The sequence below is a fragment of the Paenibacillus sp. YPG26 genome, assembly GCF_023704175.1.
Lineage (GTDB): Bacteria > Bacillota > Bacilli > Paenibacillales > Paenibacillaceae > Fontibacillus.
In genome coordinates, this window is the sequence record NZ_CP084530.1 from 953,559 (window position 1) to 971,123 (window position 17,565).

The window sequence follows — 17,565 nt, forward strand, 5'->3', positions numbered from 1 at the left end:
GGCTGCAAGCATGGGCTTGGAACAGCTTAATGAACAGGAACAGGCGGCTCTTCAGAAGGTCCGCAAGCGGGTAATTGAAGCAATCGGAAGAAATATGGACTTATATGGAGTGACCTTGTCCACCGGGCATTTGTATGGGCTGCTGTTCTTCGCAGACAAGCCGATGACCCTGGATGAAATGGGACAGGAGATGAAGATGAGCAAGACCAGTATGAGCACAGGAGTCAGAACGCTGCTGGATCTTAAGATGGTGAATAAAGTATGGGAGAAGGGCTCCCGCAAGGATTTGTATGAAGTGGAGTACGACTGGCATCAGACCTTCAGTGACTTCTTCGCCATCAAGTGGCGGAAGGCTGTGGAGACTAATCTGAATGTGCTTAGGCGTTCCATTCAAGAGATGGATAAGTGGATTGCCGAGACAGAGAATGAAGCGGTGAAGGGCGTGCTGAGCGAGGATCAAAGAAAGATGAGGGAAGCTGCGGAATATTACTTGTGGCTTGACCGGTTGATCGATACGCTGGAGAGCGGGGAGATTTATAATCTGGTTCCGAAGCAGCCTGAACCGGAAGCGTAGGCGGATAACCGCCTATGCTTTTTTTGTTGTAATCGTTGAACAAATTATCCGGTACCCAGCACGTCGGAAGCTAGACACAGAAGCATGAGAACGGTCAGTAAGGCACCAGAGCAGCGGGCAAAAAGTCTCGCTCCACCCGCCGTGCCGGAGACAGCGTAACGTAAATACATGAGGCTCCCGGCGGTGATTAACACAAGCTCGGCGGCTATGGAGAAGATAGGGCTGCTCCATAATCCCAGTCCAAGCAGTGGCAGATCGCCGAGATTGCCAGGCAGAATCGGCAGATCAGGACGGTGCACCAGCAGATCAAGAATCCAGTGGCTGAATACTACAGCTCCTATGGTCAAGCCCCCACGTCTGCCCCAGAGCTTTGAGGCCAAAAGGCCAGTCAGGAAGGCAATGATCAGTACACTCAGCAAGGAGTGGGTATAATCGGCGTGAATAATTTGATTTGCATAGCCCTCCCCCGTTTTGACTACGATCTCAACATTAGTTAGATATAAGGGGATGAAGATAACGTCAATCAACTGGGTGGACAGCATAAGCGCCCAGAGTGGAACCTCAGGAACTTTGGCTTTGACCGCTGCCGCAAGACCAAAATGTCCGGCTAACATAGCTTCTCCCCCTTAGTCTTAAGTCTGGTGATACGGGAATCAAGGTAACCGCAAAGACAGGTGAACAAGAGCAGAAACAGGATGAAACTCATGGCAAATCTCCTCTCGAAAATAAAAACTAATATCATTAGTTTTATTATAACTAATGATATTAGTTTTGCAATAGGCAATTCTATATTGACTAAATAAAAAAGCAGGCCTCGGTCTTATCACCGAAGCCTGCGCCTGTTCACTTGTCATCTGAATTATCCAAACCGGCCGGAGATATACTCCTGGGTGTTCGGCTTGGATGGATTGGTGAAGATAATGCTTGTCTCGTTATACTCCATCAGACTTCCAAGATAGAAATAGGCCGTGTAATCCGAGACCCGGGCAGCCTGCTGCATGTTATGAGTCACGATGACGATGGTCAGCGATTTCTTCAGCTCGCCAATGAGCTCTTCGATCTTGGACGTGGAGATGGGATCCAAGGCAGAGGCGGGCTCATCCAGCAGCAGAATGTGCGGATTAACGGATAGGGCCCGGGCAATACATAATCTCTGCTGCTGGCCTCCTGAGAGGGACAGGGCAGAGGTATGCAGACGGTCCTTGACCTCATCCCAGAGGGCTGCCTTGCGAAGGCTGTCTTCCACAATCTGATCCAGCTGCTTCTTGTTCTTGACACCATGGTACTTGGGGCCGAAGGCAATATTATCATAGATAGACTTATAAAAAGGATTGGGCCGCTGCCATACCATGCCAATCTTCTGGCGCAGCACGGTCACATCGGTCTCCGGCGAATTGATGTCCTTGTCCCCGATCCAGATGTTCCCGGTCTGGCGTGAGCCGGGAATCTCGTCATTCATCCGGTTGAGTGAACGGAGGAATGTGGATTTGCCACAGCCGGAAGGGCCGATCAGAGCCGTTACACTCTGCTCGGCGAAGGTCATGTCAATGCCTTTTACCGCCTCATGCTCTCCATAAAAGACTTTAAGATTTTCAGTACGTAAGGTGTCCGTCATGAGCCGTTCTCCTCTTCCTTATCATTTATCATTTGATTGATGTGAATTTACGGTATAGTGCTCTTCCGAGCCAGCGGGCCAGCAGGTTGAAGATCAGAACTAGCAGGACCAGAACGGCGGACGCGCCTGCGGCGATCTGTACGGCATCCGGTGCAAGGCCTTCACTGTTCACCTTCCAGATATGCACGGCCAGAGTCTCGGCAGGACGGAACGGGTTCAGCGGCGAGTTATGATGCAACGGGTTCCAGTCGCTGAAATTAATATGCGGCGTAGTCATCCCCGCAGTGAAGAGCAGGGCAGCGGCCTCACCGAAGACCCGGCCCGCAGCCAGAATTGTCCCGGTTACGATGATCGGCAGAGCTACCGGGAACAGGATGGAGGTAATGATCTTCCATTTGGACAAGCCCATGGCAAGACCTGCTTCCTTCTGTTCCTTGGGTACACTGCGGAAGGCCTGCTCCGTTACCCGTACCATCAAAGGCATGTTGAAGATGGTAAGTACGACAGCCCCGGAGAACAGCGAGAATCCGAAGTCGAAGTACTGAACGACAACGAGGAGGCCGAACAGACCCACCACGATGGATGGGAAGGAGGACAGTACCTCGACAATAAGGCGGATGGCATCTGTCAGCTTGTTCGGCTTCGCATATTCAGCCATATAGATGCCGGCTCCGAGACCGAGTGGAATAGTGATGATCATGGTCAGAATAAGCAAGTATAAGGAATTGAAGAGCTGAGGCCCGATTCCTCCGCCCTCACGGATCGTCTGCGGTCCGGAAGTCAGGAAGTCCCAGCTGATATGACTAAGTCCTCTAAATAGGATAAAGCCCAGCATGCCCACGAGCACGGCTACAATCAAGAGGGCGAAGAACACAATTATGCCGGTTGCAAGTTTATCGGCGGCTTTCGGTTTCAAATTTTATGTCTCCTTTCGAGAAGCCTTACGACAAAGACAAAGACGAAGGTCATCAGCATTAAGATCATAGCCATACTCCAAAGCGCGTTGTTCTGTACAGAACCCATCACGGTATTACTCATATTCAGCGTGATTACACTGGTCAAGGTTGAAGCCGATTCGAACAAGGAGGTCGGGATATGCGGAGCGTTCCCGATGACCATCTGTACCGCAAGGGCCTCACCGAAGGCGCGGGCCATACCCAGAACAACCCCGGTCAGAATAGAAGGAAGAACTGTAGGAATAATGACCCCATAGATGGTCTGCCAGCGGGTAGCTCCAAGACCATATGAAGCTTCCTTCAGATTGCGAGGCAGAGCGCCGAGCGCATCTGTTGCAATACTGGTAATAGTCGGCAGAATCATGATGGACAATACAATGGCCCCTGCTGCCACACCGATCCCTTGGCCGGGGAAGGTGTCACGCATGAATGGAACAAGGATACTCAGTCCGATAAATCCATAGACAACAGATGGAATTCCGGCGAGCAGCTCGATAACGGGCTGCAGTATTTTTTTGCCCCAAGAAGGAACAATTTCAGTCATGAACAAGGCGGCACACACACTCAGCGGGCTTGCGATCAACGCAGCGAGGAGAGAGGTCAGAAATGATCCATAAATGAACGGCAGGGCGCCGAATTGGTTATCATCCGGGCTCCAGGTAGTTCCGAACAAAAAGTCGGATAGACTTACGGCATCAATGGCGAAGGTGGAGATGCCCTTGGTAGCTACGAAATATACGATAGAGACGATGATTACGATGAGGAAGAGCACACAGATGGTTGTATATCCCCGCCCGATCCACTCCTCAGTACGGTGCTTGCGCAGTAGAAGGGGGGTATCCTGGTTAGATTTCATGAGGTCCTTCTTTCCTTTCTAAATTGAAAATAGAGGCAGAAGGTTATTCTTCCGCCTCTTGGTATGAATCGTAAGCTGCCGTTACTTGATATTACTTCGTAACGTTACCTGCTTCATCACGCTTCACTTGCATTTTGTTAGCAGGGATGTAACCAAGCTCAACGACATCGCCGTTTTGAACTTCGTCAGTCATGAAGTAATCCAGGAAAGCTTTCGTAGTAGCGTCAGGCTCACCTTTGGTGTACATGTGCTCGTAAGCCCATACCGGATATTTACCAGCCACCACGTTGTCAACCGTTGCGTCTACACCATCGTATTGCACAGCTTTCACTTTATCATCCAGGTAAGAAAGAGCAAGATATCCGATAGCTCCTGGAGTGTCAGTAACGAGCTTCTTAACTGTACCTGAGGAATCTTCCTGGATGGAGCCCTTCAGGTCTTCAGTCTTGGTGCCCAAAGCATATTTCTCGAAAGTGGCACGTGTACCGGAGCTGCTTGGTCTGTTCACAATCACGATGGCTTGATCCTTGCCTTGAACTTCCTTCCAGTTCGTGATCTTGCCTGTGAAGATGTCAACCAACTGCTGCTTGGTCAGGCTGGTTACGCCAACTTCCGGATTAACCACGGCAGCGATCGCTACTACAGCTACTTGATGGTCAACCAGTTCCTTCGCAGCGGCAGCATCTTTCATCTTCTCGGTAGCGAAGACATCAGAGTTACCGATCTGTACTTGTCCGCCTGATACTTGAGTAAGTCCTGTACCACTGCCTCCGCCTTGAACCTGTACGGATACGCCAGGGTTTTTATCCATGAATTTCTTACCAACCTGCTCAACGAGCGGTTGAAGAGCTGTGGAGCCCGAAGCAAGAATAGATCCGCTTAGTGCAGCAGTTTCGGATTTGCCAGCGTTGTTGTTCTCTGCATTAGTTGCCGAGTTAGACGTATTGTCCTTGTTGCCACATGCTGCAAGTGATACCGCAAATGCAAGTGTTAGTGTCAAAAGGAGCAGCTTCTTTAATTTCATGGTTTGTAATCTCCCCTGTTTGTTTTTTTATTTGGTCGAATTTTGTTCTCGACTCTTAAAAGTATAGGGGCCATTCATTATTCTAAAATCATAACTTTGTAAAATGAATGATAAATAGTTAAATAGAAAACTGATGTAACCATAGATTTTATCTAATTAACTGGATATGATGGAGATCAGGAGGAGGCATTGTATGAACATTGTAAAGCTGAAAATTGTCGTTTTAATAGAGAAATACAAGAAAATATCCGACGTAGCCAGGATGCTGGGGCTCAAACAGCCGACTGTCACCTTTCATATGAAGAGTCTGGAGGAGGAGCTGGGCACCGCGATCTTTGATACCCGCCGAGGCCGGGTCATCTTGACGGAGGCAGGCAGGGCGCTGCTGTATTATGCGCAGCGAATAACCTCTTTGACAGATGAAGCAGTCAATGTTGTAGCGGATTTCGATACGCTGGAGAGAGGAACGCTGCGTATAGGCGCGGGACTGATGCCAGGCAATTATTATCTTCCGGTGGTAGCCGGGCGGTTCATGCGCCAATTCCCCGGTATTCAACTGGATATCAAGATCAGAGCGGATAATGAGATCGTACAGATGCTGCAGCAGGCGGACATTGATTTGGCGGTCATGCATACGATTCAACCTTACACGGAAGAGAATCTGGAGTGCGAGGTGCTTGAGGATGATGAGGTTGTACTCATCTATCCGGCTGAACATTCCTTCACGGCCTTGAAGAAGATTGAAGTGAACCAGATTGCGCAGGAGCGCTTCATTCAGCATGCTGAAGGGTCATTTATCCGCGATTTCTCTGAGCGCTGGGCGGCGGCGAATCAAGTGAACCTGTGGAACTCCGCCGGGATGGATTCGCCGGAAGCGGTGAAGCTGGCCGTTCAGTCACGGAGCGGGATTTCCTTTTATACAAAAAGAGGGTTAATGTCCTGCGATACTCCTGATGGTGTACAGACGGCGTCACTGCCAGGCAACACGGTTCCGGGTCCGCAGATTACCCTGGTCTACCGCAAAGACAGGCCGATTGCGGCGGCAGGAAGGGAGTTCGCCTCTTTTCTCAGGAAGATCTAAGGTCTATGCAACTTTAAATCGGTGGCACGCATCTTAGGTAGGGAAGGGGGGAGCCGGTCTGGATGTGGTGCAGGGATTAGTAGAGAAGAACGAAGCCGCACTGCGGCAGCTGATGGAGCAGTATGGGGATGAATTGCTGCGGACGGCGTATTTGCTGCTGAAGGATCGGCAGGCTGCAGAAGAAGCGGTGCAGGATACCTTCATCGAAGTATTCACGAAGATCAGCAAGCTCAGAGACAGGGATAAGCTGAGAGGATGGATGTTCCGTATTATGATTAACCGCTGCCGGATGAGACAGCGAACCTGGAGCTGGCGGAATCTGTTCCCCAGCAGCGAAGTGGGGGAATGGATCGAGGATGAGCTGCAGCAAGGTCCAGAGGATCAGCTGTTATTGGAGTGGAGAAACGGACGGTTGAGTGAGGCGATTCATCAGCTGGCCTATATCTACCGTGAAGCCATCACCTTGTACTATTACAGCGAACTGTCCATCCCGGAAATTGCGGAGCAGCTGAATATAAGCGAGAATACGATCAAAACAAGGCTGGTCAGAGGCCGGAATCAGTTAAGGAGCGTATGGGAGAAGGAGGAGCGGCAGGATGAACAGGAGACATGATACACCCAAGCAGAAGCTTGATCAGGAGCTGGAATCGTTGCATTTTACATATCACAAGCATGTACTCAAGAGAACCCATCCCGGCAGCTGGAGTGAACAGCTTCGAAGAGTCTGGAACTACGAAATAGAAATCTCCCTCATCCCCGCGGGGGGGGCATTGGCGGTCATCGCACTAATTCTCTTTCTTCGCCCATGGAGCAGCTCTGTGCCGCCTTATAACCATGAACAGTCCGCTGATCGCGGGCCTATGATTGAAGCCTATGGCAACACCTACTGGAAGAAGGATTACGAAAAGGCGGTGGCGAGACTTGAAGATAAGACTCAAGATTAAACACTTGGTTGGATTAGTAGTTGTCGCGGCTTTGATCGTCATTCTCTTCACAGAGTACGTTATTCCAAGAATGGAGCTTACTGCGGCAGAGAAAGGGTTGGAGCAGGGACAAGTTACAGAAAAGGAGAAGCTGCTTCAGCTGATTCACAACGCTAAGGGCAGCAAGAAGTGGGAACTGATCAGCGAGCATGTAATCCATGGCACTCCAGGTCTGGATGAGCAGGATTACGATGTTGTAGTGGGACCGGGGACTACGCAGAGATCCGGGAGTGATCATGAGCAGCGGGCTAATTTGAATAATGAGGAGAAAATTCCGCTCTTGCTGGATTATATCCGGAATGGACCGGCGGATCGCAATGAATATGGGGCGGCTGCTTCAGCACTTGCGAGAACCTACTATATGAAGGGGAGGTCCGATGAAGCTGTAGCTATACTGAAGCAGGCGGAGGAACGAATACCGGAGTTATATGGCTTCACCCGCCTGAATCTGGCTGTGCAGCGTGCCGAGCTCCTGGACCATATAGGCGAGAGAATACAGGGTCAAGAAATTATTACCGGATTGCTGAAGGATCAGAATAACATAGGGAGTCTGGACCTAAAGGCACGTCTTACAACCTTGAGAGCCAGGTTCCTGGTCCGTGAAGATCAGGTTCAGCAGGCTGCCCATCTGGTAGATCACACGATTAGCCTACTCAATAGTAAGAGCAGATCAACCCCGGATGGAGCGGGTATAGATTCAAATGTCTGGGACCCCATCGGCCGGCTTACCGAACTTAGCCAGAAGCTGAAGGCGGCAAGCCGGCAGACGAACCCGGCTTCAACAGTTAAGGGGAGAGTAACGCGGAGTGACGGCACTCCCCTTGCCGGGGTGGGTGTGTTCCTTCGGGAGAAGAAGGATGTTACACATAGCCTTCTTGATGCAGAACCTTATCAGACCCTGACCAACCCCAATGGGGAGTATGAATTCCCGGCGGTCCTGGCTGGAAGTTATCAGTTGTATGCGGGATTCAGCTTTGATCAGATTGATGGCTGGACCTGGCCGGTGATGATGGAAGAAAGAATCAATTTGAGCGAAGGTAGGCGCCTGGTGAACGACATTACGTTAAGACCGTTGCTGGACTTGATCTCTCCTGTAAATAAGCAGGTCATCCGGGGCAAGGCGATTGATTTCGAGTGGGAACCTGTCCAGGGTGCCGCCTCATATAGCTTGTATATGGGGGTAGGGGATGAGGGAGGAGTGCCAGGTATACCTATTCGTTTAGGCATTCAGGGCACTCATACTCAGATCCCGGTGACAGAGCTGTATAACATGCAGACGGGGATTTATTATTACAGCAATTCAGAGAATGTGATGATTCCTGATCCCCTCACTATTCTGGGGTTCTCGAACTCGGACGCGACCTATTCCTGGAGTATTGAAGCGTATGATGCCGGGGGGAAGCTGTTGACCCGGAGCAACGGTTACCGGTTGAACAGCAGTACGCTTGGAGCACTGCCGCTGCTTCAGATCAAGAGCCGCCCGCTTACAGATGCGGATCGTCTGCTGCTTGCCGGCAAGCTGGATGAAGCTCTTGCTGCTTATAAGCAGTCCATCCGGCTTAATCCGTCCGATGTTCACAGTCTGATGATGGTGGTTAGAGTCCTGGACGCCCTGGACAACGGCCGAGCAGACAGGCAGAAGCTTGCTGAAGCAAAGTTCCCTTATCTTAAGCAGCTTGCAGAGCTTTATCCATCGGCAGATAACTGGTTCCGCGTAGTTGATTACTATTACAGGCATAAGGACTGGGAATCGTTCCACACTGCTTATAAGGAAATGAAGAAGTACAAGGATGCAGGCAGCGATGATTCGTATGACCGCTCTCTCTACGCCACCGTGCTGCTTAAGCAAGGGAAGCTGGAAGAAGCAGCCAAGACGTTCGAGCTTGTTATGCAGGATGATCCAAGCCACCGCTTTCTCGGGAATTATCTGGCGGCTGCGCTGCTTCGCGGAGACTCTTTTGAAGCGGTTCAAGCGCTGGCTAGGAAATATCCAGAGGACTTTTTTGCCGGCGGGGAGAAGAATTGGGAGGAACTGGTCATTAAGCTGAGGAAAGAAGCTCAGGGCTCGGCTGACTATCGGCAGGAGCTGGATGAGAAGATCAGATGGGTACTTAGCGGGGATAAGAAGCTGGATCTCTGGCTTAAGAATACCCGCGAGCCCAGCATGAAGCGGTTTGTACAGAACTTGGCGAAGGTGGGTTAAGGGAAGAGGATTAACTTGGAAGCGACCTATGCACCTAATTCTAATGTCTGGTGACGGTTCAGTACCGGTGCAAATGTATGTTATTATGGAGGTCTGCCGCAGCCAGCGGCAGATTTTTTTTGGGTTTTAGGTTAATAATAGAGAGATGGACAGGTTGAACATTATCACACAATTCATTTTATATCTGCTCATCTCCATGCTAAGATAGCTGTGAAAAAGCTGGCCTTGCCGGCAACGAGTTCACGAAGTACTAATGAAGATAACTTTCTACAAAGGAGATTTATACGTATGAATGTAGCAGCATTGATCGACCACACCCTTTTGCGTGCCGATGCCACCAAGGATGAAATCAAGAAATTGACTGAGGAAGCGAAGAAGTATACGTTCGCCTCCGTGTGTGTGAATCCAGCCTGGGTAGCGTACTGTGCGGAGCAGCTTGCAGGCACCCCGGTTAAGGTATGTACAGTAATCGGATTCCCGCTGGGAGCCAATACTTCAGCGGTCAAAGCCTTCGAAGCTGCCAATGCCATCGAGAATGGCGCAGGTGAAGTAGATATGGTTATCAATATCGGGGCTCTTAAGGATGGGGATTACGAGCTTGTGAAGCAGGATATCAAAGCGGTTGTAGAGGCCGCAGCAGGCAAGGCGCTGGTGAAGGTCATTATTGAGACCAGTCTGCTGACAGATGAGGAGAAAGTACGCGCCTCAGAGCTTGCTGCCGAGGCAGGGGCCGACTTTGTCAAAACCTCTACAGGCTTCTCTACGGGTGGAGCGACAACAGAGGATGTGGCGTTAATGCGCCGTACGGTAGGTGATAAGCTGGGAGTCAAGGCATCCGGAAGGGTGCGCAGTCTTGAAGATATGACCAAGATGGTCGAAGCGGGAGCCACCCGGATCGGGGCAAGCTCAGGTGTTAAAATTATGGAAGGCGGACAATCCACGTCCTCCTATTAATCCGCGGACGGATGAAACCTAAAAGGAGGAGATTCCATGAGAGACCAGCTGATTCAGGAAGCCGCCGAGGCGCGAAAGATGGCTTATGTCCCTTACTCGAAGTTCCAGGTAGGCGCGGCTGTGCTGAGCGGAGGCCAAGTCTACCGGGGCTGCAATATCGAGAACGCTTCGTTCGGTCTGACCAATTGTGCCGAGCGTACAGCGGTATTCAAGGCGGTATCCGAGGGGAATCACAGAATCGAAGCGATTGCGGTCATAGCCGATACCGAAGGACCGGTATCCCCTTGCGGAGCGTGCCGCCAGGTCTTGGCAGAATTCTGCGACAAAGATACGAAGATCTATTTGACGAACCTTCACGGTCATACGGAAGAATGGACGATGGATCGTCTTCTTCCGGGAGCTTTTCAAGCAGAAGATATGAACAAGAAGAACTAATCCTCCGGGATTGTTCTTTTTTGGCTTAAAGTGAAAACGCTTAAGATAAGACTGTTGATTACTATACTGAAAACGGGGCAGACATCATGAAATATGTAATTGCTGTACTTGGCTTACTCGTCGTTTTTGCATTAACCTACTTGGGAAGTAATGACCGGAAGAGCATACGGTACAGGCCGATTATTCTCATGATCGCGCTGCAGGCTGTACTTGCTTTCCTGCTGCTGAATACAGGGATTGGCGAGTTCATGATTCAAGGCTTCGCTTCTGTATTTGAACAACTGCTTGGCTATGCTTCAGAAGGTGTGAACTTCGTATTCGGGGGATTAGCGAACGAGGGACAGATGCCGTTCTTCCTGTCGGTTCTGCTGCCCATTATTTTTATCTCGGCACTGATCGGGATCTTGCAGTATATCAAGGTTCTGCCTCTTGTTATCAGATACATTGGCCTGGTCTTGAGCAAAGTAAATGGAATGGGTAAACTGGAATCCTACAATGCTGTGGCGTCCGCGATTCTGGGACAATCAGAGGTGTTCATTTCTGTGAAAAAGCAGATTGGCAAGCTTCCGAAGCACCGTCTGTACACACTATGCGCCTCTGCCATGTCTACAGTATCCATGTCTATCGTTGGGGCGTATATGACCATGATTAACCCGAAGTATGTGGTTACCGCGCTTGTGCTGAATCTGTTCGGCGGGTTCATTATCGCTTCGATGCTTAACCCTTATACAGTTACCAGAGAAGAGGATATACTTGAGGTACAGGAAGAGGAGAAGCAATCGTTCTTCGAAATGCTGGGCGAGTATATTATGGATGGCTTCAAAGTAGCCATTACTGTTGCAGCGATGCTGATTGGATTCGTAGCCCTCATTGCGCTCGTCAACGGCATCTTCAGCGGGCTCTTCGGAATCTCGTTCCAGCAGCTGCTGGGTTATGGGTTCGCGCCGTTTGCTTTTGTGATGGGAGTACCCTGGAAGGAAGCGGTTGAGGCGGGAAGTATCATGGCAACCAAGATGGTCTCGAATGAATTCGTGGCCATGCTGGACCTGGGCAAGCATACGGCATTGTCCGCGCGTACCGTGGGCATCGTGTCCGTATTCCTGGTATCATTCGCGAACTTCTCTTCTATAGGTATTATTGCCGGAGCGGTAAAAGGGCTGCATGAGAAGCAGGGCAATGTGGTGGCCCGGTTCGGCCTGAAATTGTTATATGGAGCAACTTTGGTAAGTGTACTGTCAGCAACGGTAGCAGGATTGTTCATTTAAGACACAAGGTGAGAGGAGCCGTTAGCATGGCTGAATTTAAGAGAATTCACGTAGTTGTGATGGATTCTGTAGGCATTGGAGAAGCGCCTGATGCGGCGCAGTTCGATGACTATGATGTGGATACCTTCGGACATATCGCTGAGGCGGTTGGTGGTCTGGACATGCCGAACATGGCGAAGCTCGGGTTATCCAATATCAAGGAAGTGAAGGGTGTGCCGAAGGCGGACAAGCCGATGGCTTATTATACGAAGATGCAGGAGGCATCCAGCGGCAAGGATACGATGACAGGTCACTGGGAGATCATGGGGTTGTATATCGATACACCGTTCCGTGTATTCGAGCATGGATTCCCGGATGAATTGATTCAGCGGATTGAAGAGAAGACAGGACGGAAGGTGATCGGGAACAAGCCGGCCAGTGGAACGGAGATTATTGACGAGCTTGGAGAAGAGCATGTGAATACAGGGGCTCTGATCGTCTATACTTCGGCGGATTCGGTGCTCCAGATTGCGGCTCATGAAGAGGTTGTCCCTCTGAAGGAGCTGTATGAGATCTGCGAGTTCTGCCGTGAGATCACATTGGACGATCCGTATATGCTGGGGCGGATCATTGCCCGGCCGTTCGTAGGTGAACCCGGGAATTTCACCCGGACCGCGAACCGTCATGACTACGCGCTTAAGCCTTTCGGCCGCACGACCATGAACGAGCTTAAAGATGCGGGTCTGGACGTGATCGCTCTTGGTAAAATTTCTGATATTTACGACGGAGAAGGGGTAACGAAGTCCGTTCGGACCGTCTCCAATATGGACGGCATGGATAAACTGGTGGAAGTGCTGGGCCAGCCTTTCACAGGACTTAGCTTCCTCAATCTGGTTGACTTCGATGCGCTGTTCGGACACCGCCGTGATCCGGAAGGTTATGCTAAGGCGCTTGAAGAGTACGATGCCAGATTGCCGGAAGTATTCGCGAAGCTGACCGGAGAGGATCTGCTGATTATTACCGCGGACCATGGGAATGATCCGACGTACCGTGGAACCGATCATACTCGTGAATATGTGCCGCTGCTCGTCTACTCACCGAGATTTCAGGGAGGGCAAGAGCTTCCGCTGCGCAGCACCTTCGCTGATATCGGCGCGACAGTAGCAGAGAACTTCGGCGTTAAGCTTCCTGAGCATGGAACCAGCTTCCTGGCTGATCTGAAATAATTATAAGTAGAAATTTAGAATTATTATATAAGTAGAATTTAAGAATTACCTATAGGCAAGAGTGTGAAATGATTCTGGAGAAGCGGAGCGTTCGCCTTTGAGATTGGACTTCCACCTATAAAAAATTTAATGCAGCGATCGGAGGAACATTTCATACGGCTGCCTCACATGTGTAAAGTCAATGTTTCAACTTATTTAGACTATTTATTAGGGGGATTTATACATGAGTGTTCATATTAATGCGCAAAAAGGCGATATCGCCGAGACGATTCTGCTGCCGGGCGATCCGCTTCGGGCCAAGTATATCGCAGATACTTACCTTGAGGATGTTACCTGCTACAATCAGGTCCGGGGTATGCTCGGGTTCACCGGAACCTATAAGGACAAACGCATCTCCGTTCAGGGTACCGGTATGGGCGTGCCATCCATTAGCATTTATGTGAATGAATTAATAAGCGAATACGGGGTTAAGAATCTGATCCGTGTGGGAACCTGCGGTGCCATGCAGCAGCATATCCGTGTGCGTGATGTTATCCTTGCCCAGGCTTCTTCCACGGATTCCAGTATGAACCGCCATGTGTTCGGCGGATTTGACTTCGCGCCGGTTGCCAGCTTCCCGCTGCTTAAGGCAGCTTATGACCGTGCGGTAGACAAGGGACTTCAGCTTCATGTCGGCAACATTTTCAGCTCCGATATGTTCTACAGGGACGACAAGTCCATTACCCAGAAGCTGATGGACTATGGAGTCCTGGCCGTGGAGATGGAGACTACCGCACTCTATACGCTCGCAGCTAAATTCGGGGTGAATGCCTTGACGATTCTTACGGTAAGCGATCACCTCCTGACTGGGGAGGAGACCACTGCGGAAGAACGCCAGTCCACATTCAATGAGATGCTTGAGGTGGCCTTGGATACAGCAATCACTCTATAAGTGAATCAATAGTTCAACATACAGGCATGCAGCGTCTGCGAGATCAAGTGAGGAGAGTGCGCGTATGAGAATGGTGGATTTAATCGAGAAGAAGCGTGACGGCAAGGAACTGACAACAGCTGAGATTAACTTCATTATTGAAGGTTACACCCGAGGTGAGATTCCCGACTATCAAGTCAGTGCTATGGCTATGGCAATCTTCTTCAGGGATATGAATGACCGGGAACGTGCCGACCTGACCATGGCGATGGTGAATTCCGGTGAGACGATTGACTTGTCTGCCATCGAGGGTGTGAAGGTAGATAAGCACTCAACCGGCGGAGTCGGCGATACCACTACGCTTGTGCTCGCTCCTCTGGTCGCAGCTCTGGATATTCCAGTCGCCAAGATGTCCGGGCGCGGGCTTGGACATACCGGTGGTACAATTGACAAGCTTGAAGCCATTAAGGGATTTCATGTTGAGATCACGAAGGAAGAATTCACGAAGCTTGTGAATGATCACAAGATTGCCGTGATTGGGCAGACCGGTAACATAACCCCTGCAGACAAGAAGCTGTATGCGCTGAGGGATGTTACAGCCACGGTGAATTCAATTCCTTTGATCGCAAGCTCGATTATGAGCAAGAAGATCGCGGCTGGATCGGATGCCATTGTGCTTGATGTGAAGACAGGAGCGGGCGCATTCATGAAGACAGCGGAGGATGCCAAAGCACTCGCCCGTGCTATGGTCAGCATTGGGAACAATGTCGGCCGAAGGACGATGGCGGTCATCTCCGATATGAGTCAGCCTCTGGGCTTCGCTATCGGGAACTCCCTGGAAGTGAAGGAAGCGATTGATACGCTGAAAGGAACAGGTCCGAAGGATCTGGAAGAGCTCTGTCTGGCATTAGGACGTCAAATGGTATATCTGGCGGGCAAAGCCTCCTCCCTGGAAGAAGCGGAGGAGAAGCTGAAGGAAGTGATCGACAACGGGAGAGCTTTGGAGAAATTCAAAGAATTCATTACGAATCAAGGCGGAGATGCCTCGATTGTTGATCACCCGGAGAAGCTGCCACAGGCGGACTATCTGATTGAGGTTCCTGCGAAGTCAGATGGCGTGGTGGCTGAGATTGCAGCGGATGAAATCGGTACAGCGGCCATGCTGCTGGGTGCGGGAAGGGCCACCAAGGAGTCCGAGATTGATCTGGCGGTGGGCTTGAAGCTCAACAAGAAAATTGGAGACCAGGTCAAAGCGGGAGAGTCGCTGGTGACGATCCATGCGAACCGGGAGCAGGTGGATGAGATCATTACACTGATCTACGAGAGTATCCGGGTTGCGGATCACGCTGAGGCTCCCGTACTGGTACATGATATTGTAACTGAATAGATTAGATAAAGAGTCCCCCTAGCCTATTGAAGACTAGGGGGACTTGTCATGTCTAAACTATATTAGTTCAGCTTGAATTTGGACAGAACGCCATGCAGATCATCTGCAAGTCTGGAAAGCTCATGCGCGGAGGAAGTAATCTCCTCCATACTTGCCAGCTGTTCTTCGGTAGAGGCTGAGTTGTTCTGGCTGGCTGCCGCGACCTCTTTGCTTGACTTGGCGACCTCTTCCATGAAGCTGACTAACTGCTGACTTTCTGAGGACAGCTTCTGGATGGTCTCCGAATTCTGATCCACTTGGGCAGACACCTCAGCCGCTTGAGCTTCGATCGTGTGGAACTTGCGGCCCATCTCAATCGTTTTGGTCAGCCCCACACTAACCTTTTTGGTCCCCGAATGCATGGCTGTTACGGCGGTGCCTGTCTCAGAGACTATACCTTGAATAAGTTCATTAATCCGTTCAGCGGATTCCTGAGACTGTCTTGCCAACTCACGAATCTCCCCGGCTACGATTGCGAAGCCCCGTCCTTGTTCGCCTGCTCGCGCTGCTTCAATTCCTGCATTAAGCGATAATATATTTGTCCGGTTCGCGAGTTCTGTGATCATGCTGGTGATACCATTGATCTGCTGGGAACGGTCCCCTAGCAATTGAATAACCGCAGCTGCTTCCTGGACCGTGGTCTGAATCTCCTGCATCTCAATCAGGATGTCCTGAATGGCAGAGGCGCCTTGAACCGAGGCTTCGAGGGAGGAGGCGGACAGGACGGACACTTCCTCGTTACGATCTTTAACCATTTGAATTCCGTTATAGATTCGCTGAATGCCCTGTACGGCCATGTTCACATGAGCCTGTTCCTGCTCGGCGCTGGTGACAATCTGCCCGGTGGATTCCATGATATTCTCCGTAGCCTTGGTCGTATGCTCTGCACTTGCGGTTAATTGTTCCGATGAGGCAGCAGCCTGAATGGCGGTGTCTTTAGCTTGAATAAGAATCGAACGCAGATTGCGAATCATATGATTATAAGATACTGCCATCTCACCCAGCTCGTCTTTGGACCGCAGCCCGATCTCACGGCTTAGATCCCCCTCGCCATCGGCAATTTCTCTCATCTGCTGGTTGATGACCCTGATAGGCTTGGTGATGGAGCGGGCGACGAGCCAAGCGGTTAACCAGGCAATAATCACAGCAGCTGCGCATAGGATGAATAGAGATATTTCCTGCTGCTGATGTACCTTCCGTCTTAACAGGCTATCGGTTGTGGTCTTTTGATCAGTCTGCCCGATAAGCTGGTTAAGAGATGACTCTAACTGCTTGCGGGCCTGACGTTCTTCATTGAAATGTATGTTCACAGCCTCCGCAGCTCGTCCTGCACGCATGCTGGATCGAACACGCTGGCTTGCTTCAGCATATGTTTTATAGCCCTGTTCCAGCTCGGTAATAAATTTCAGGGAGGAAGGATCCAGCCCCGGCTTGGCTTTGAGTGAATTGAAGAGCTTCATAATCGTGGCTTCCTTCTCAGCCATTTGCGCAGTGAAATTCTTATCCCCGTTCAATAAATAGGCACGCTCGTCGTTGGATAACCCTGCCAGACTATATTGGAGTGCTTTCAATGAGTATCTGAAGTTGGCGTCACGGGAAGTCTCTTGCTCAGCCACCTGCGTCTGCTTCATTTGATAGAAGGAAATTGCGGAGATAGAGATTAGAAGGGCAATCATTACGGTAAAAGATAACAACAGTTTGTATCGAATTTTCATAACATTCCTCTATTCTGTTTTGAATTATAGTTAGGGAGATATTCGACATCATTCGCTAATATCCTCTTGTGCTGTGGTATTTCAGTGATAAATATCACAGACTATTCGCCTAATTCATGATAAGTCTATGGTCCTTTAAATAAAGCGTTTTCAAACAAAACAGGGTCCTAAACTCGGGAATGTGAAAAATAGCCCTTTTTTCGCATAAGATCAACCCGGGGTCACGATTGGCTGTTTTTTTGACCCTAATCCCTAGCCCTTTACTCCCTATTATTGTAAAAGCTGTTTACCTTATTTCGAATTCGGGTATTGTAATAACAAATAAAAATTAAGTTATTTACTGACCAGGCTGAGCGGGCTCGT

Annotated in this window: 17 protein-coding genes; 11 read left to right on the top strand and 6 right to left on the bottom strand. The window is 50.2% G+C overall.

The window, feature by feature from the left end:
• Nucleotides 1-10: 10 nt before the first annotated feature.
• Nucleotides 11-574, top strand: a complete 564-nt coding sequence (locus tag LDO05_RS04315; protein WP_251377684.1) for a GbsR/MarR family transcriptional regulator — start codon at nt 11-13, stop codon at nt 572-574.
• Between the two features lie 44 nt (nt 575-618).
• Here LDO05_RS04315 and LDO05_RS04320 read toward each other — a convergent pair whose 3' ends face one another.
• From LDO05_RS04320 to LDO05_RS04340, 5 genes are all read right to left on the bottom strand, one after another.
• Nucleotides 619-1,188: a permease gene (locus LDO05_RS04320; RefSeq protein ID WP_251377685.1), complete on the bottom strand. Its 570-nt coding sequence runs from the start codon at nt 1,186-1,188 to the stop codon at nt 619-621.
• Between the two features lie 245 nt (nt 1,189-1,433).
• Nucleotides 1,434-2,189, bottom strand: coding sequence for a phosphate ABC transporter ATP-binding protein PstB (gene pstB, locus LDO05_RS04325; RefSeq protein WP_251377686.1), 756 nt, complete (start codon nt 2,187-2,189; stop codon nt 1,434-1,436).
• A gap of 28 nt (nt 2,190-2,217) precedes the next feature.
• Nucleotides 2,218-3,105, bottom strand: a complete 888-nt coding sequence (gene pstA / locus LDO05_RS04330; protein ID WP_251377687.1) for a phosphate ABC transporter permease PstA — start codon at nt 3,103-3,105, stop codon at nt 2,218-2,220.
• Entirely contained in the window at nt 3,102-4,001 is a 900-nt protein-coding gene (pstC, locus tag LDO05_RS04335) for a phosphate ABC transporter permease subunit PstC (protein WP_251377688.1), read from the bottom strand. The genes pstA and pstC overlap by 4 nt, the downstream gene beginning before the upstream one ends.
• 91 nt (nt 4,002-4,092) lie before the next feature.
• Nucleotides 4,093-5,025 carry a phosphate ABC transporter substrate-binding protein gene (locus LDO05_RS04340; protein WP_251377689.1) on the bottom strand — a complete coding sequence of 311 codons (933 nt, stop codon included), beginning with the start codon at nt 5,023-5,025 and terminating at the stop codon, nt 4,093-4,095.
• 193 nt (nt 5,026-5,218) lie between these two features.
• On the opposite strand from LDO05_RS04340, the gene LDO05_RS04345 reads away from it, so the two are divergent.
• The 10 genes from LDO05_RS04345 to LDO05_RS04390 all read left to right on the top strand — a co-directional run bounded on the left by LDO05_RS04345 (nt 5,219) and on the right by LDO05_RS04390 (nt 15,448).
• Nucleotides 5,219-6,106: a LysR family transcriptional regulator gene (locus LDO05_RS04345; protein ID WP_251377690.1), complete on the top strand. Its 888-nt coding sequence runs from the start codon at nt 5,219-5,221 to the stop codon at nt 6,104-6,106.
• Between the two features lie 64 nt (nt 6,107-6,170).
• Nucleotides 6,171-6,719 carry an RNA polymerase sigma factor gene (locus LDO05_RS04350; RefSeq protein ID WP_346657616.1) on the top strand — a complete coding sequence of 183 codons (549 nt, stop codon included), beginning with the start codon at nt 6,171-6,173 and terminating at the stop codon, nt 6,717-6,719.
• Complete coding sequence (locus LDO05_RS04355; RefSeq protein ID WP_251377691.1) at nt 6,703-7,050, top strand: hypothetical protein; 348 nt, start codon at nt 6,703-6,705, stop codon at nt 7,048-7,050. Before LDO05_RS04350 ends, LDO05_RS04355 begins: the two co-directional genes overlap by 17 nt.
• Entirely contained in the window at nt 7,028-9,292 is a 2,265-nt protein-coding gene (locus LDO05_RS04360) for a carboxypeptidase regulatory-like domain-containing protein (protein WP_251377692.1), read from the top strand. Before LDO05_RS04355 ends, LDO05_RS04360 begins: the two co-directional genes overlap by 23 nt.
• Nucleotides 9,293-9,580: 288 nt before the next feature.
• Nucleotides 9,581-10,246, top strand: a complete 666-nt coding sequence (gene deoC / locus LDO05_RS04365) for a deoxyribose-phosphate aldolase (RefSeq protein ID WP_251377693.1) — start codon at nt 9,581-9,583, stop codon at nt 10,244-10,246.
• Nucleotides 10,247-10,282: 36 nt separating this feature from the next.
• The gene (locus LDO05_RS04370) at nt 10,283-10,681 is read left to right on the top strand and encodes a cytidine deaminase (protein WP_251377694.1); all 399 of its coding nucleotides are present in this window, start codon (nt 10,283-10,285) and stop codon (nt 10,679-10,681) included.
• An 86-nt stretch (nt 10,682-10,767) separates the two neighbouring features.
• Complete coding sequence (locus LDO05_RS04375) at nt 10,768-11,946, top strand: NupC/NupG family nucleoside CNT transporter (protein WP_251377695.1); 1,179 nt, start codon at nt 10,768-10,770, stop codon at nt 11,944-11,946.
• Between the two features lie 26 nt (nt 11,947-11,972).
• Nucleotides 11,973-13,151: a phosphopentomutase gene (deoB, locus tag LDO05_RS04380; protein WP_251377696.1), complete on the top strand. Its 1,179-nt coding sequence runs from the start codon at nt 11,973-11,975 to the stop codon at nt 13,149-13,151.
• 223 nt (nt 13,152-13,374) lie between these two features.
• The gene (gene deoD / locus LDO05_RS04385; RefSeq protein ID WP_251377697.1) at nt 13,375-14,082 is read left to right on the top strand and encodes a purine-nucleoside phosphorylase; all 708 of its coding nucleotides are present in this window, start codon (nt 13,375-13,377) and stop codon (nt 14,080-14,082) included.
• Between the two features lie 64 nt (nt 14,083-14,146).
• Entirely contained in the window at nt 14,147-15,448 is a 1,302-nt protein-coding gene (locus LDO05_RS04390) for a pyrimidine-nucleoside phosphorylase (protein WP_251377698.1), read from the top strand.
• Between the two features lie 62 nt (nt 15,449-15,510).
• Here LDO05_RS04390 and LDO05_RS04395 read toward each other — a convergent pair whose 3' ends face one another.
• Nucleotides 15,511-17,202, bottom strand: coding sequence for a methyl-accepting chemotaxis protein (locus tag LDO05_RS04395; protein WP_251377699.1), 1,692 nt, complete (start codon nt 17,200-17,202; stop codon nt 15,511-15,513).
• Nucleotides 17,203-17,565 lie beyond the last annotated feature (363 nt).